The sequence below is a fragment of the Methylocystis sp. SB2 genome (assembly GCF_049817085.1).
GTDB classification, from domain to species: Bacteria; Pseudomonadota; Alphaproteobacteria; order Rhizobiales; family Beijerinckiaceae; genus Methylocystis; species Methylocystis rosea.
Map to the genome: position 1 here is coordinate 2,939,081 of NZ_CP187401.1, position 14,888 is coordinate 2,953,968.

The window sequence follows — 14,888 nt, forward strand, 5'->3', positions numbered from 1 at the left end:
CCGCGTTCGTCGGTCTAGCCCTGCTTTTGGCGGCGCTCTTGACCGCACCCTTGGTCGCGCCGCTGCGCGCGGCCGAGACTCGCGCGCAGCCTGCGAAGGCCGAGGCCGCTAATCTTCCGCGACCCGGCGCTTATGTTCTTCAGCGCATTCAGCGCGCCCCCGAGGCGCAACTGCTCGACGCCGAGGGCAGGGCGGCGCAGCTCTCCGCCTATACGCGCGGCGCGGTGACGGCTCTCGCCTTTTTCTATGCGCAGTGCGTCGATCCGGCAGGCTGTCCTCTCGCCTGGTCGACCTTCGAGACGGTCGCGCGCGACGCCAATGACGATCCGCTGCTCAAGTCGAGATTGCGGCTCGTCTTCGCGAGCCTCGATCCCGAACACGATACGCCCAACGTCATGCGCCTGCTGCAAAGCAGCGAGAACGAAGCCGACAAAGTTCCCTGGGCGTTTGTCACCAGCCGTTCGCTGAGCGACCTCTCGCCGCTGATCGCGCAAATGGGTCAGGACATCGCTTTCGAAGCCGACCAGGCTGGGCGGCGTTCGGGCGCGATCAGTCATATGCTCAAGATCTTTCTGATCGATCCCGACGGCTGGGTGCGCGAGATCTATAGCGCCGCCTTCCTCACGCCGGAAAATCTGCTCAATGACGCGCGCACGCTCGCCATGGAGTTTCCGGAGGCGAACAATGCGGGCGCCGCGAGGTGAGCGTCCTGCCGTTCGCCATTCGTAGGAGCGCGGCGACGAAGCAGTCCAAGCGCCGCACGCGAAGCTCTGGATCGCTTCGCTTCCCTTGCAATAACGGCGGTCATTCGGACGGGTGCGTCATCCCTCCCCTTCACGGGGAGGGTCGAACCGCAAAGCGGTTCGGGGTGGGGCGGCTTTTTCCCCCACCCGAGACGCTGCGCGTCGCGACCTCCCCGCAAGGGGGAGGCATTGCGCGCGTTCTGCACGCGCTGGCGCTATTGTTTTGCGTCGGCCACGCCGCAGCGCAGGACATCCAATCGCCGCTGGGGCTTCCGCCCGTTCCCGCAATGGTCGCGGGAACGCCGGCCATGCGCAGGCTCGGCGAGAAACTGTTCTTCGACCGCAGCCTTTCGGCGAACGGCACGCTGTCCTGCGCCATGTGCCACATTCCCGCGCAGGGCTTCGCCTCCAATCAGAGCGCGCTCTCGATCGGCATGGAGGGGCGGTCGCTGCGGCGCAACGCGCCCTCGCTCTATAATGTCGCCTTCAAGAAATTCCTGTTTTACGACGGCCGCGAAACCGATCTCGCCGCGCAGGTCTGGGGGCCGCTGCTCGCGCCCGACGAGATGGGCAATTCCGGGATCGGTCCGCTCATCGCCCGGCTTCGCGCCGACGCCGACTATGGGCCGTCGTTCGAGGCGGCCTTTCCGGGCGAGGGCGCGACGATGATGACGCTCGGGCGCGCCATCGCCACCTATGAAGCTTCGCTGCTGCGCGGCGGTGGGCGTTTCGATCGCGCCGTCTTTGGCGGCGAACGGTCGGCGCTGACGCCTCAGGAGTGGCGCGGCTATGAGCTTTTCATCGGCAAGGCCGGCTGCGCCGCCTGCCATGTGCTTGGACCTGAGACGGCGCTTTTCACGGATCAGTCCTGGCATAACACAGGCGTCGCGTTTCGCTCCGGGGCGACGCGCGGCAAAAGGCTGGTGCAGCTCGCGCCCGGGGTTCTCCAAAATGTCGACATTGCGGCGATCGGCCTCGCTCAGACGGGCGCGCCGAATGACGTCGGCCGTTTTGAGATCACCAATGCGCCCACGGACCGATGGGCCTATACGACGCCGATGCTGCGCGGCGTCAGCGAGAGTTCGCCCTATATGCACGACGGAAGCTTGACGACGCTTGCCGAGGTCGTCGAGTTCTACGATGGCGGCGGGGGAGCCAATCCGTCGCTCGACCCGAAAATCCGTCCGCTGGGTCTGACCCCAGACGAAAAAGCCGCGATCGTCGTCTTCCTCGAGGCGCTTTGACTGGGAGAGCGGCGGGCGGGAACTCGCCGATCCTCGGTCGCGCCGTATTCGGCCATTTTCGCGAGGCGCCGGCGCAAAACCGGCGGGACGAACATTGACTTGAACCTGCGCTTTCTCCTATATGCCTGCGATCGGCGCCGCTCCAAAAGGGGCGGCGAATGTTTTGTGACGGCTGTGCGTCGTCGCGGGCGCCGAAACTTTTTTGAGCTGTCTGCGGCGCGGCCGTCGACGGCGACAGGCAAGACGAGCGCGGGAGCCGGGCGCAAGCCCCTTTCGCCAGCGGAGAAGAACGGTGAAACGGACATTTCAGCCCAGCAACATTGTGCGCAAGCGCCGTCACGGCTTTCGCGCCCGCATGGCCACGGTCGGCGGACGTAACGTCATCGCCGCGCGGCGCGCCCGCGGACGCAAGCGCCTCTCGGCCTGATCCGGCTCAATGCGGACGAGGCGGATGACTGCATGAAGGCGCAAGTCCCCGCCGAAGATGAAAAATCCCCGCGCCCGGAGACTCTGCGCCGGCGCGGAGATTTCGTGCGCGCAGCGCGCGGCGCGCGGGTCGCACTGCCCGCCTTTACGGTGCAGATGGCGCCGCGGGAACTCACGGACGCGCATGCGCCGGCCCGTTTCGGCCTCACCGTCACGCGGAAGGTTGCGGGCGCGGTGGGTCGCAACCGCATTCGCCGCAGGCTCCGCGAGGCGCTGCGGCTCGGCGGCGCCCTTGGCGCGAAGCCTGGTCGCGATTACGTCTTCGTCGCGCGGCCCGTGTCCCTCTCCGCGCCATTCGCCGAACTGCTCGCGCAGATGACTGAAGGACTCGCCAGGTTGAACGATCGCGGCGCGGCGCGCCCGAGACGCAAACAGGAAGACAGGCTTACGCGGTCATGAGTGAAAACGTTAAGAACATGATCCTCGCCGCGGCGTTGTCGCTGGTCTTCATCGGCCTGTGGGACTATTTTTACGCCTTCCCCGAGATCGATAAGCAGCGCCGGGCGCAGACGCAGCAGGAGCAGATCGCCAAGGTTCCTCAGCTCGGCGCGCCCGAGCGGGTCACAGCCGGCCAGCCGCCGGTAAAGGCCGCGCCCAAGACACGCGCTGAAGCGCTGGCGCTCAGCCCCCGGATCGCCATCGACACCAGATCAATCTCCGGCTCGATCGCGCTGAAGGGCGGGCGCATCGACGACGTCTCCTTGAAGAATTATCGCGAGACCGTCGACCCCTCGAGCCCGATCATCACGTTGCTCTCGCCCGAGGACGGCCCCAGCCCCTATTACGCGGAACTCGGCTATCTGACGGCCGAAACGGAAAACGCGCCGGTGCTGCCGACCACCGAGACGCTGTGGACCACGGATGCCGACGGGCTCACGACGGCAAAGCCGGTGACGCTGACCTGGGACAATGGCCACGGCCTCGTTTTCAAGCGCGTCATCTCGGTCGACGACGAATATCTCTTCACCGTCAAGGACAGCGTCGAGAACAAAGCGGGCGCCCCCGTCACGCTTTTTAACTACGCGCGCGTGAGCCGCTTCGGCCACCCGCCATCCGCGGGCTATGCGGCGTTGCACGAAGGCTTCGTTGGCGTCGTCGGCGAGACGGGAGAGGAAGTCACCTACGACAAGATCGAGAAAGAGGACAACGCGGTCAAGACCTATAAGGGGGTCGGCGGCTGGGTTGGGCTGACGGACAAATATTGGGCGGCCGTGGTCGCTCCCGACCAGAATCTGCCCATGGAGGCGCGCTTCGCCTCGATGGGCGGCGCGGTGAAAACCTATCAGGCCGATACGGTCAGCGACCAGAAGACGATCGAGCCCGGCAAGTCGGCGGAGGCGACGACCTATGTCTTCGCCGGCGCCAAGGTCGTCGACGTGCTCGACGCCTATAAAGCCAATCCTGGCCTGAAGCGCTTCGATCTTCTGATCGACTGGGGATGGTTCTACTTCATCACCCGGCCGATGTTCCGGCTGATCGACTTCCTCTACAAGCTCCTGGGGAATTTCGGCCTCGCCATTCTGGCGGTGACGGTGATCGTCAAGCTCGCCTTCCTGCCGCTCGCCAACAAAAGCTATCAGTCGATCGCCAAAATGAAGGCGATTCAGCCAAGAATCAAAGAGCTGAAGGAAAAATACGGCGACGACAAGCACAAGTTCAACATGGAGCAGATGGAGCTCTTCAAGCGGGAGAAGGTTAACCCGGCGAGCGGCTGTCTGCCAGTGATCGTGCAGATCCCGGTGTTTTTCTCGCTCTATAAGGTGCTGGTCGTCACGATCGAAATGCGTCACGCGCCGTTCTTCGGCTGGATCAGGGATCTCTCGGCGCCGGACCCGACAAATGTCTTCAACCTGTTCGGGGTGCTGCCGTTCGACCCAACGCATGTCGCGATCTTCGGCCCCTATCTCGCGCTCGGCGTCTGGCCGCTGCTGATGGGCGTCTCGATGTGGCTGCAGATGAAGATGAATCCGGAGCCCGCCGACGAAATTCAGAAGACGATGTTCGCCTGGATGCCGGTGATCTTCACATTCACCATGGGCGGCTTCGCCTCCGGCCTGCTGATCTACTGGACGTGGAACAATCTCCTGTCCATCGTCCAGCAGGGCGTCATCATGAAACGCGCCGGCGTGAGGTTCGAGTTCTGGGACAATCTGCGCAAGACGTTCCAGAGAGCGTGACCGAAACCGACTTCAGCGAACCGGGCCGGCTGCTCTTTGCCGGCCCCTGCGACTTCATCTTCGCGAGCGCCAAGTCGAGCGATCTGCCGGTCATCGGCCCGCCGGAGATCGCCTTCGCAGGGCGCTCCAACGTCGGCAAATCCTCGCTCCTCAACGCCTTGACGAACCGCAAGACGCTCGCGCGCGTCTCCAACACGCCGGGGCGGACGCAACAGCTCAATTTCTTTGCGCTGGGCGGCGCGCCAGGCGCCGAGCGGCTGCGCCTCGTCGATATGCCGGGCTACGGCTACGCCGCCGTCGGCAAGGAGAAGGTGGCGAACTGGTCGCAGCTGATGCGCGACTATCTGAAGGGGAGGGCCAGCCTCGCCCGCGTCTTCGTGCTCGTTGACGGGCGCCGCGGCGTGAAGCCGCTCGACGAAGAGATGTTCGATCTCCTCGATCAGTCGGCCGTCTCCTATCAGGTCATTCTGACCAAGCATGACGAATTGAAGATCGCCGAGCGCGACGAGGTCCTCGCCGCGACGATGAAGGCGCTGGAGAAGCGTCCCGCCGCCTTTCCTGAAGTGATTTTCACCTCGGCGCACGGCGGCGAGGGAATCGCCGAACTTCGCGCCGCGATCGCCAAGCTCCTCGCCGAACGAAACGCTTGAATGCGACGGGCGCGGCGGGCTAGGTCAATTTAGAACCCCCACCCCAACCCTCCCCCGCTTCGCGGGAGAGGGAGTAGATTCGGCGCTTTGTAGAGGTCGCTCACGCCGCTCGTTAGCGTCCCCTCTCCCATTCGAAGTCGGCTGTCGCCGACTTCGGGGTCGATGCGCAAACCGGGAACACCCGGTTTGCGAAGCGGGGGAGGGACAGGGAGGGGGCGTTTTTGAGGCAGCCTTCAGTCAGGATTCTCAGATGACCGACGCCGTCGACAATGCGCTCCAGCAAGCCCGCATTCTCATGCAGGCGCTGCCGCATATGCTGCGCTACGACGACGCCATCGTCGTGGTGAAATACGGCGGCCACGCCATGGGCGACGATCAGGTGGCGCGCGATTTTTCGCGCGACATGGTGCTGCTCGAACAGTCCGGCGTTAATCCGGTCGTCGTGCATGGCGGCGGGCCGCAGATCGGCGCGATGCTGAAGCGGCTCGGCGTCGAGTCGCGCTTCGCCGACGGACTTCGCATCACCGACGAAGAGACGATGGACGTCGTCGAGATGGTGCTCGCCGGCTCCATCAACAAGCAGATCGTCGGCTACATCAATTCGGAAGGCGGACGCGCCATCGGCCTAACCGGCAAGGACGGGCGCATGGTCACCGCAAAAAAGATCGAACGCCCCGACGGCGTCGACCTCGGTTTTGTGGGCGAGCCCGACAAGGTCGACACGACCGTGCTCGATCAGGTGCTGGGCCGCGAACTCATTCCGGTGCTGGCGCCCGTCGCGGAAGGTCCGCGCGGCGAAAGCTATAATGTCAACGCCGACACCTTCGCCGGCGCGATCGCCGGCGCGCTTCACGCCAAGCGCCTGATCTTCCTCACCGACGTGCCGGGCGTGCTCGACAAGGACAAGCAGATTATCCAGGAGCTGAAGGTCGGCGATATTCCCGGCCTCATCGCCGAGGGCGTGATCACCGGCGGCATGATTCCGAAGGTCGAGACCTGCATGTACGCCATCGAGCGCGGCGTCGAGGGCGTCGTCATTCTCGATGGGAAACTGCCGCACGCCGTGCTGATCGAATTGCTCACCGATCATGGCGCCGGCACGCTGATCACGCGGTGAAAGGAACGGACGCTCATCCGTCGCAATTTCATGGCGCATGCCTTCTCCCGCTTGCGGGAGAAGGTGGCCCTCGCGTAGCGAGGGTCGGATGAGGGCGCTTCGATGAACCTCTTCATCCTCACTGGCGCGGGCGTCTCCGCCGAAAGCGGCCTTGGCGTCTTTCGCGGGCCGGGCGCGGCGCTGTGGAAGCGCTACGATCCCATGCAGCTCGCGACGCCCGAGGCCTTCATGCGCGATCCGGTGCTGGTGCACGAGTTTTACAATGCGCGTCGGCGCAACCTGCTCGCCGCGTCGCCCAACGCCGCCCATGCCGCGCTGGCGCGGCTTGAAGCCGGTCTCGCGCGGCGCGGCGGCGCATTGACTCTCGTGACGCAGAACATCGACGATCTGCATGAGCGCGCCGGTTCGACCCGCGTCATTCATATGCATGGCGAATTGCTCAAGGCGCGCTGCGCCTCATGCGGCGCGGTGAGCGATTGCCGCGAAGACCTTTCGACCGATTCGCGTTGCGGATGCGATGGCGCGTTGCGGCCGCATGTCGTTTGGTTCGGCGAGACGCCGCTCTATATGGAAGATATCTATGCGGCGCTCGGAGCGGCGGATCTATTCGTCGCCATCGGCACGTCAGGCGCCGTCTATCCGGCGGCAGGCTTCGTGCGCGAGGCGCGCGCAAGAGGTCTGCGCTGCTGCGAGATCAACCTGGAGGCGTCGGAAAACGCAACGCAATTTGACGACAGACGCTATGGCCGCGCGAGCGAGATCGTGCCGTCATGGGTGGCGGAGATACTAGCGCGATGAATCAGTGTCATTCCCGACGCGCAAAGCGCGATCGGGAATCCAGAGCAACCACAACAACCGCTGGCGTTGCTCTGGATTCCCGCTTTCGCGGGAATGACATGCGGCGACCGATGCGATGACCAAACTTTTGCCCGACAGATCGCGCTTCGCCGCGATCGACACCTGGGTGTTCGATCTCGACAATACGCTCTATCCGCAGACCGCCGATCTCTGGCCCAAGATCGACGCGCGCATCACGCTGTTCATGATGCGGCTGTTCGGCCTCGACGCCATTTCGCTGCGCGCGTTGCAGAAACATTATTATCGTCAATACGGCACGACGCTGCGCGGGCTGATGACCGAACATGGGATCGACGCGCAGGCCTATCTGGCCTTTGTGCACGATATCGACCGCTCGTCGCTGGCGCATAATCACTCGCTGGCGGAGGCGATCGCCGCGCTGCCCGGCCGCAAGCTCATCCTCACCAACGCCTCGCGCCATCACGCGGTCGAAACCGCAAAGCAACTTGGCATCGACCATTGCTTCGAGGACATCTTCGACATCATCGCCGCGGACTTCATCAATAAGCCCGAGGAAGGCGCCTATATGCGCTTTTTCGAGAAGCTGAAGATCGAGCCCAAGCGTTCCGTGATCTTCGAGGACATCGACCGCAATCTCGTCGTGCCGCATGCGCGCGGCATGACGACGGTGCTGGTGCTGCCGGCGCATGATGAGGGCCCCGAGCGGGAGCTCTGGGAAATCGCCACCGGCGACGAGCCGCATGTGGATTTCGTGACGGACGATCTCGTGGCGTTTTTGGAGGGATTGATCGGGGATTAAGTCGCGCGCTGTTCCATCAAGATCAGATCGGTGTCTTTCGGCTTGGCGCCGGCGGCCGTCAGCATCGCATGAATCTGGCCCCGGTGATGGGTCTGGTGATTGAAGATGTGGCTGACGACGAGCCACTTCGGCTTGACGACATCCGATTGCATGAGGCTTGAACGCCAGATGAGATCGCCGGCGAGCCAGTCGTCGGTGACGGCGTCCGCCCAGGCGATCAGCCTGTCGTCGCAGGCGAGGCGGTCCCGTTTCAAGCCGTCCCAATCGTCTCGATACGCAGCTGATTCGCTCAGCGGCGTGGAGGGCTTGGGGGCGTCGGAAATGCGGCTCAGCCACATATGGTCCGCCCAGAGAAGATGGTTGAGGCTCGCATGAATCGATTTGAAGAAAGCGCCGCGGTCCTTGCGCCGCGCTTCGTCCGACAGGCTGTCGGCGGCGGCGTAAAGGCTGGCGTTTTGCCAGCGATTGTAGCGCGCCATGGTCTGTACAAATGTGGAGCGTATCATGTGAGTGTCTTGCTTCTGAACGCCTATTGCAGCAACGTCCTTGCCTTGGCCAAAGCCTGCGCCACTTCCGGCTTCCGACGGCGTCCGCGAGCGCGACGTCGAATGGATAGCTTTTCGCCGCAGCGCTTGCCAATGGTTTCCGCGTCATGGCCGGGCTTGTCCCGCCATTCCAGCCAAGACGCTGCGCCAATGCTGCGGGACTCGCGTCACGTCGACGCGTGGATGCCCGGCACAAGGCCGGGCATGACGCGGAGAGGTTGCGACATTCTTTTTTTCACAAGTTGCGTCACAGACTTGCGGCGGCTCCCCAGCTGAGGGTGAGGAAGAAGGGCGCTCTACCTCGCTTGTTGAACTCCCCTCGCCATAGCCTTACAACCGCGCCAGCTTCACCGCATCAATTTCGGGATATTCATGCCGCACACGGGACTTGAGACGCTCATCGCCGCCGCTTTCGAGGATCGCGCCAATATCACCACCGAAACGCAGGGCGACATCCGCCGCGCCGTCGACAGCACGCTGCGTCTGCTCGACGCCGGCAAGCTGCGCGTCGCCGAAAAGATCGAAGGCCAGGAAGGCCCGGAAAGCTGGACGGTCAATCAGTGGCTGAAGAAGGCCGTGCTGCTGTCGTTCCGCTTGAATGATATGTCCGTCATTGCGGGCGGGCCGGGCGGCGCGACCTGGTGGGATAAGGTCCCCTCAAAATTCGTCGGCTGGGGCGCATCCGAACATAGCGCGGCGGGCTTCCGCTCCGTGCCGGGCGCGATCGTGCGCCATTCGGCCTATGTGGCGCCGGGCGCGATCCTGATGCCCTCCTTCGTCAATCTCGGCGCTTATGTCGACAGCGGCACGATGGTCGACACCTGGGTCACTGTTGGCTCCTGCGCGCAGATCGGCAAGAATGTTCACTTGTCTGGCGGCGTCGGCATCGGCGGCGTGCTCGAGCCCTTGCAGGCCAATCCCACCATCATCGAGGATGACTGTTTCATCGGCGCGCGTTCCGAGGTCGTCGAAGGCGTCGTCGTCGGCAAGGGCTCGGTGCTGTCGATGGGAGTCTTCATCGGCGCCTCGACCAAGATCATCGATCGCGCTACCGGCAAGATCCACATGGGCTATGTGCCGCCCTATTCGGTGGTCGTCTCCGGCAGCCTGCCGGGCAAGCCCTTGCCGGACGGTACGCCCGGCCCGTCGCTCTATTGCGCGGTGATCGTCAAGACGGTCGATGCGCAGACGCGCAGCAAGACCGGCATCAACGAGCTGCTGAGGGATTGATGGACGCCGAGCGCCTGCGCTTTCTCTACCGAACCGATCAGGGCCGCATCGATCGCGCGACCTGGCGGCGCGGCGCGGGCGCGCTCGTCGCGGTGCTTTTGCCGCTGACGCTGATCTGGTTCGCGCTTGCGCCTTATTCGGTCCACGATTTGGCGACGACGCCGTTCTTCGCGCCGATGACGATTCTCGCCTACGTCTATGTCATCTTTTACGCCTTCGCCGTGATGCTCATCGTCGTGAGCTTCATCAATCTTTCGGCCAAGCGCTGTCGCGACCGCGGCCTCACGCCTCCGCTCGGTCTCGCGAGCCTCGCGCCGCTCCTGGCGCTGCTTGCCGGCGCGGCGCATTTTCTGCAGCCGCGCATCGCGGAAGTCATGTCGCGCTGGTATGTCTGGGGCGTCGACGCGCTCTTTGTCGCCGCCGCTCTGTGGACCATCTACGAATTGGGTTGGCGGGAGGAGTCGCTGTCGTAGTGCGCTTTACCTCCCCCTTGATGGGGGAGGTCGGCAGGCGGAGCCTGCCGGGAGGGGGTGAGATACAGTATTCACCCCACCCCGACTTGCTGCGCAAGGCGACCCTCCCCGTCGAGGGGAGGGTGAGCGTCTGATACCGTCAACGATGCTGCCTGCTCGAACTGAACAAAGCGAATTGACGATGTCGGAGTCCCGCGCTGTCGCGCTCACCCGCGAACTCATCCGCTGTCCGTCCGTGACGCCCGCCGACGCCGGCGCGCTCGACGTCGTCGAAAAGGCGTTGAAGGCGGTCGGTTTCGAGACGCATCGAATCGTCTTCTCCGCGCCGGGCACGCCCGACATCGACAATCTCTTCGCCAAGATCGGCGCAGGCGCGCCGCATCTCGCCTTCGCCGGCCATACCGACGTCGTGCCGCCGGGCGATCCCGCGCGCTGGCGCTTCGAACCCTTCGCCGCGGAAGTCTTGGACGGCCGCGTCTACGGCCGCGGCGCCTCGGACATGAAGGGCGCCATTGCGGCATTCGCTGCGGCGGCGCTCGCTTACGTCGAGCGTCATGGCGCGCCGAAAGGAACGCTCTCGCTGCTCATCACCGGCGATGAGGAAGGCGTGTCGATCAACGGCACCGTGAAGCTGCTCGAATGGGCGCGCGCGCGCGGCGAGCGCTTCGATCACTGCATCGTCGGCGAGCCGAGCAATGCGTCGACGCTCGGCGACATGATCAAGATCGGCCGGCGCGGTTCGCTCAGCGGACGCATCCGCGTCATCGGCAAGCAGGGCCATGTCGCCTATCCGCAGCGCGCCGAAAACCCCGCGCCGATCATCGCGCGCATCGTCTCTGCGCTCTCAGGGCATGATCTCGATAAGGGCACGACGCATTTCGAGCGCTCCAATCTCGAATTTTCCACGATCGACATCGGCAATCCGGCGGTCAACGTCATCCCCGGCGAGGCGCGCGCGCAGTTCAATGTCCGCTTCAACGACGTCTGGACGCATGAGTCGTTGAAAGAACGCATTCTGCAGGTGATCAAGGAAGCGGCGCCGAACGCGAATGTCGAAGTCGAATTCCCGCCCTCGAACGCGATGTCCTTCATCACCAAGCCCGGCGCCTTCACCGAACTCGTGATTGACGCCGTGCGGCAGGTGACGGGCCTGACGCCGGAACTCTCGACGACCGGCGGCACATCCGACGCGCGCTTCATCGTCAATTATTGTCCGGTGCTGGAATTCGGCCTCACGAACGAGACGATTCACGCTTTCGATGAGAACGCGCGCGTCGCCGACATCGACGGGCTCTGCGCCGTCTATGCGCGCATCATCGAGCGCTATTTCGAGTCCGCATCCGCTCGATGAAGGCGGCCCAAACCGGGTTGGGGGTCCAAATCTTCTCGAGGTCGGCGTGGGCGCGCGCCTCTTCCATGCCTGCGCTGATCCGGTAGAGATAGACGAAGGCCGAGACCCGGTAGTTCGCGATGCAATGGACATGCGCCGCAACTTCGCTCGCGCCTTCAAAAGCCTCGCAGAAGCGGTCAAAATCCTCTTCTGTGGGATTTTGAAAATCGACCGGAATATGCGTGTAGCGCAGGCCCAGCGTCGCCAGAATCTCCGCCTCGTTCTTCAGCGCCTTCTCACTGGTCGCGGGCGCGAGATTGATCACCTCGCGCACGCCAACCGCGGCGATCTCATCAAACTGCGCTTGCGTCGGCTGGCCGGACGTCGTGGTCCGCTCATCGAGACGCAGCCAATTGTAGATGTCGACGGGATCGGCCATGGCCTCTGTCATCAGGGCTCCGAACTCGGATTAATTTCAGCTCACTTTCAGCCGTCATGGCCGCGACAAGCGCGGCCATGACGCGGCGAGATGGTTCCTCGTTAACCTCGATTCGGATGCCGGCCTATCTCACGCGCTGCGTTTCCCGAGACGGCGAGGCCTCGTCACCCCCGCGCGGCGAGCGGCACGACATTGTGCAGCTGCGAATCCGCCGTTTCGAAGAAGCGCCGCAGATTACGCGCCGCCTGCCGGATCCGCTGCTCGTTCTCGACGAGCGCGAGGCGCACGAACCCCTCGCCATGCTCGCCAAAGCCCTCGCCCGGCGCGACGGCGACGTCGGCCTTCTCGATGAGGAGCTTCGAAAATTCCAGCGTGGAGATGTTGCGGAAGCGCTCGGGCGCCGGCGCCCAGGCGAACATCGAGGCGCGCGGCGCCGGGATCGGCCAGCCGGCCTGCGCGAAGCTTTCGACCATCACGTCGCGCCGCCGCTTGTAGATCGCGCGCATCTCCTTGACGCAGTCGTCGGACCCGTTGAGCGCCGCGACCGCCGCGACCTGCACCGGCGTGAAGGCGCCGTAGTCGAGGTAGCTCTTCACCCGCGCCAGCGCCGAGAGCAGCCGCTCATTGCCGACCGCGAAGCCGATGCGCCAGCCGGCCATCGAGAAGGTCTTCGACATCGAGGTGAATTCGACCGTCACATCCATCGCGCCCGGCACCTGCAGCATCGAGGGCGGCGGATTGTCGTCGAAATAGACTTCGGCGTAGGCGAGGTCGGAGAGCACGAAGATCTCATGCTTCTTCGCGAAGGCGACGAGATCCTTGTAGAAGTCGAGCGAGGCGACTTCCGCCGTCGGATTGGACGGATAGCAGACGACCACCGCGATCGGCTTGGGAATCGAGTGGATGATCGCGCGCTCCAGCGCCACGAAATAGTCGGGCGTCGGCGCCGAGGGCACGGAGCGAATGACGCCGCCGGCCATTAGAAAGCCGAAGGCGTGGATCGGGTAGGAGGGGTTGGGCACCAGCACCACATCGCCCGGCGCGGTGATCGCCTGCGCCATATTGGCGAAGCCCTCCTTGGAGCCGAGCGTCGCGACGACCTGCGATTCGGGGTCGAGCGTCACGCCGAAGCGGCGCGCGTAATAGCCGGCCTGGGCGCGGCGCAGCCCCGCGATGCCCTTGCTGGCCGAATAGCGGTCGGTGCGCGGCTTGCCGGCGGTCTCGACGAGTTTTTCGATGACATGCTTGGGGGCGGGCAGGTCGGGATTGCCCATGCCGAGGTCGATGATGTCGGCGCCGCCGGCGCGGGCGCGCGCCTTGAGGCGGTTCACCTGCTCGAAGACGTAAGGCGGCAGACGCTTGATGCGATAGAAATCCGACATTCTGTATTTGTTCCGGAGGGCGCGAAGCGGCAAGTCTGAAGCGGCAAGTCTAGCGCATTTTGGCGCGGGCGTCAGGGGCGGGGCGCCGCGGCTCGCCCCCGCCAAAACCCGACGTCCGGCGACCCCATCATTCCGTGGTGACGATGACGAAATCCTTGCCCGAACGGCTGTCGGGCGACAGCGGCGTGTCGGTCAGCACCATGGTCATGCCGGGATGCATGCGCTCCTGCATGGCCGCGTTGAAGGCCGGGTCGGCGCGAAGCCGCTGGATCACATCCTGGTTCGGCGCAAGCGTCGCATCCTCCTGATGATGCGTGATCGCGCTCCAATGCATGCCGCGCGACGTCTGGTCGGCGCCGTTCAGCACGAACACATGCGAGCCGAGCTTGTCGGCGCCCTCCAAGCCAAGAACTGATCGCGCCACCACATGGTCGTTCTCGATCAGCTCGATCACATGGTCGGCGGAGGAGGCGACGACGCTGGTGACGGGGAAATTCTCGGCTTCCGTCCAGTCGGCGGGATGCTTCTTGCCCTCAAGCCCGGAGAGCACCTGCTCGAACTCCTGTTCGGCATAGCCGCTCAGCACCATGCCCGGATGGGTCAATTCCCAGGGGTCGGTATGCGCGCCGGCGATGATGACCGGCGTGCCGATATGGGTGACGCCAAACAGCAATTCGGAGAATTTCGCCGGCAGCCGCACGCAGCCATGCGACGCCGGATAGCCGGGGAGATTGCCGGCGTGCAGCGCGACGCCCGACCAGGTGAGGCGGTTCATGTTCGGCATCGGCGCGTCGTCGTAAAGTGACGAGTGATGATTCCGGTCCTTCTCCAGCACGACGAAGACGCCGGTCGGCGTCGTATGTCCGGGCTTGCCGGTCGAGCAGGTGGAGGCGGCGATGCGGATGCCGTTGCGATAGACATGCACGCGCTGCTGGGGAAGCGACACGACGACGGAGACTGGTCCCTTCAAGGCGAGCTCGGGGCGCCAGATGTATTCGCCCGGCTTGAGCCGGCCGATCTCCGCCATCTTCTCGTCGCCGAACGCGCGGCGCCCGGTGATGACGGCGCTCGCCAGAAGCATCGCGCCCAAAAATTTACGGCGGTTCGCTGCAATGATGGTCATGACATGCCCCCCGAAACATGGCCCCCCAAGGTCCATGCGTAACGAATTGCGGGGTAACACGGACGTCTAGGCGCACAAAGTGCGGTAGGGCACAACCGAATTGCGCGCGCGCGTTCGAACGCGCGCGCCTGCAGGGGGATGTATCGCGCGTTGCAAACCTCTGCCCGCGCGGAAAGAGGTCGCGCGCAAGGGGCGTGCAGCGGAACGGCCCGAAGGCCCCAAACCCGCCATGTGGCGGAGGCCCGCTGCGCTAATGGCTGCAGCGGACGCGGGGGCGCTTTTGGCCCCGACTGCTTGGCCGAAAACGAGGGTATTTTGTCCTTGCGGCGAG

Annotated in this window: 16 protein-coding genes; 12 read left to right on the forward strand and 4 right to left on the reverse strand. The window is 64.4% G+C overall.

The window, feature by feature from the left end; translation table 11 throughout:
• Window positions 1-38 precede the first annotated feature (38 nt).
• The 9 genes from ACPS74_RS14370 (at window position 39) to ACPS74_RS14410 (ending at window position 8,035) form a co-directional block, all read left to right on the forward strand.
• Entirely contained in the window at window positions 39-704 is a 666-nt protein-coding gene (locus ACPS74_RS14370; protein ID WP_162231979.1) for an SCO family protein, read from the forward strand.
• A 164-nt stretch (window positions 705-868) separates the two neighbouring features.
• The gene (locus tag ACPS74_RS14375; protein WP_051381833.1) at window positions 869-1,987 is read left to right on the forward strand and encodes a cytochrome-c peroxidase; all 1,119 of its coding nucleotides are present in this window, start codon (window positions 869-871) and stop codon (window positions 1,985-1,987) included.
• Between the two features lie 292 nt (window positions 1,988-2,279).
• Window positions 2,280-2,414 (forward strand): 50S ribosomal protein L34, encoded by a 135-nt coding sequence (rpmH, locus tag ACPS74_RS14380; protein WP_026222788.1) that lies wholly within the window; start codon window positions 2,280-2,282, stop codon window positions 2,412-2,414.
• 32 nt (window positions 2,415-2,446) lie between these two features.
• The gene (rnpA, locus tag ACPS74_RS14385) at window positions 2,447-2,872 is read left to right on the forward strand and encodes a ribonuclease P protein component (protein WP_029651581.1); all 426 of its coding nucleotides are present in this window, start codon (window positions 2,447-2,449) and stop codon (window positions 2,870-2,872) included.
• Window positions 2,869-4,650 carry a membrane protein insertase YidC gene (gene yidC, locus ACPS74_RS14390; protein ID WP_029651580.1) on the forward strand — a complete coding sequence of 594 codons (1,782 nt, stop codon included), beginning with the start codon at window positions 2,869-2,871 and terminating at the stop codon, window positions 4,648-4,650. Before rnpA ends, yidC begins: the two co-directional genes overlap by 4 nt.
• The gene (gene yihA, locus ACPS74_RS14395) at window positions 4,647-5,300 is read left to right on the forward strand and encodes a ribosome biogenesis GTP-binding protein YihA/YsxC (protein WP_029651579.1); all 654 of its coding nucleotides are present in this window, start codon (window positions 4,647-4,649) and stop codon (window positions 5,298-5,300) included. Before yidC ends, yihA begins: the two co-directional genes overlap by 4 nt.
• A 250-nt stretch (window positions 5,301-5,550) precedes the next feature.
• Window positions 5,551-6,417, forward strand: a complete 867-nt coding sequence (argB, locus tag ACPS74_RS14400) for an acetylglutamate kinase (protein WP_029651578.1) — start codon at window positions 5,551-5,553, stop codon at window positions 6,415-6,417.
• Window positions 6,418-6,519: 102 nt separating this feature from the next.
• Window positions 6,520-7,215: an NAD-dependent deacylase gene (locus ACPS74_RS14405; RefSeq protein ID WP_029651577.1), complete on the forward strand. Its 696-nt coding sequence runs from the start codon at window positions 6,520-6,522 to the stop codon at window positions 7,213-7,215.
• Between the two features lie 115 nt (window positions 7,216-7,330).
• A complete protein-coding gene (locus ACPS74_RS14410; RefSeq protein WP_018407272.1) occupies window positions 7,331-8,035 on the forward strand; it encodes a pyrimidine 5'-nucleotidase in 705 nt (234 codons plus the stop codon).
• On the opposite strand, the gene ACPS74_RS14415 is transcribed toward ACPS74_RS14410, so the two are convergent.
• Entirely contained in the window at window positions 8,032-8,541 is a 510-nt protein-coding gene (locus tag ACPS74_RS14415) for a DinB family protein (protein WP_029651576.1), read from the reverse strand. The two genes, ACPS74_RS14410 and ACPS74_RS14415, sit on opposite strands and share 4 nt — an antisense overlap.
• A gap of 411 nt (window positions 8,542-8,952) precedes the next feature.
• Here ACPS74_RS14415 and dapD point away from each other — a divergent pair, with 411 nt between their 5' ends.
• From dapD to dapE, 3 genes are all read left to right on the forward strand, one after another.
• Window positions 8,953-9,810 (forward strand): 2,3,4,5-tetrahydropyridine-2,6-dicarboxylate N-succinyltransferase, encoded by an 858-nt coding sequence (gene dapD / locus ACPS74_RS14420; RefSeq protein ID WP_029651575.1) that lies wholly within the window; start codon window positions 8,953-8,955, stop codon window positions 9,808-9,810.
• Window positions 9,810-10,283 carry a hypothetical protein gene (locus ACPS74_RS14425; RefSeq protein WP_029651574.1) on the forward strand — a complete coding sequence of 158 codons (474 nt, stop codon included), beginning with the start codon at window positions 9,810-9,812 and terminating at the stop codon, window positions 10,281-10,283. The genes dapD and ACPS74_RS14425 overlap by 1 nt, the downstream gene beginning before the upstream one ends.
• Window positions 10,284-10,464: 181 nt before the next feature.
• Entirely contained in the window at window positions 10,465-11,634 is a 1,170-nt protein-coding gene (gene dapE, locus ACPS74_RS14430; protein WP_029649630.1) for a succinyl-diaminopimelate desuccinylase, read from the forward strand.
• Here dapE and ACPS74_RS14435 read toward each other — a convergent pair.
• The 3 genes from ACPS74_RS14435 to ACPS74_RS14445 all read right to left on the reverse strand — a co-directional run bounded on the left by ACPS74_RS14435 (window position 11,597) and on the right by ACPS74_RS14445 (window position 14,557).
• Complete coding sequence (locus ACPS74_RS14435; RefSeq protein WP_029649632.1) at window positions 11,597-12,064, reverse strand: protein tyrosine phosphatase family protein; 468 nt, start codon at window positions 12,062-12,064, stop codon at window positions 11,597-11,599. The two genes, dapE and ACPS74_RS14435, sit on opposite strands and share 38 nt — an antisense overlap.
• Before the next feature lie 152 nt (window positions 12,065-12,216).
• Complete coding sequence (locus ACPS74_RS14440; RefSeq protein ID WP_029649634.1) at window positions 12,217-13,434, reverse strand: LL-diaminopimelate aminotransferase; 1,218 nt, start codon at window positions 13,432-13,434, stop codon at window positions 12,217-12,219.
• Between the two features lie 127 nt (window positions 13,435-13,561).
• Entirely contained in the window at window positions 13,562-14,557 is a 996-nt protein-coding gene (locus tag ACPS74_RS14445; RefSeq protein ID WP_029649636.1) for a L,D-transpeptidase, read from the reverse strand.
• Between the last annotated feature and the right edge of the window lie 331 nt (window positions 14,558-14,888).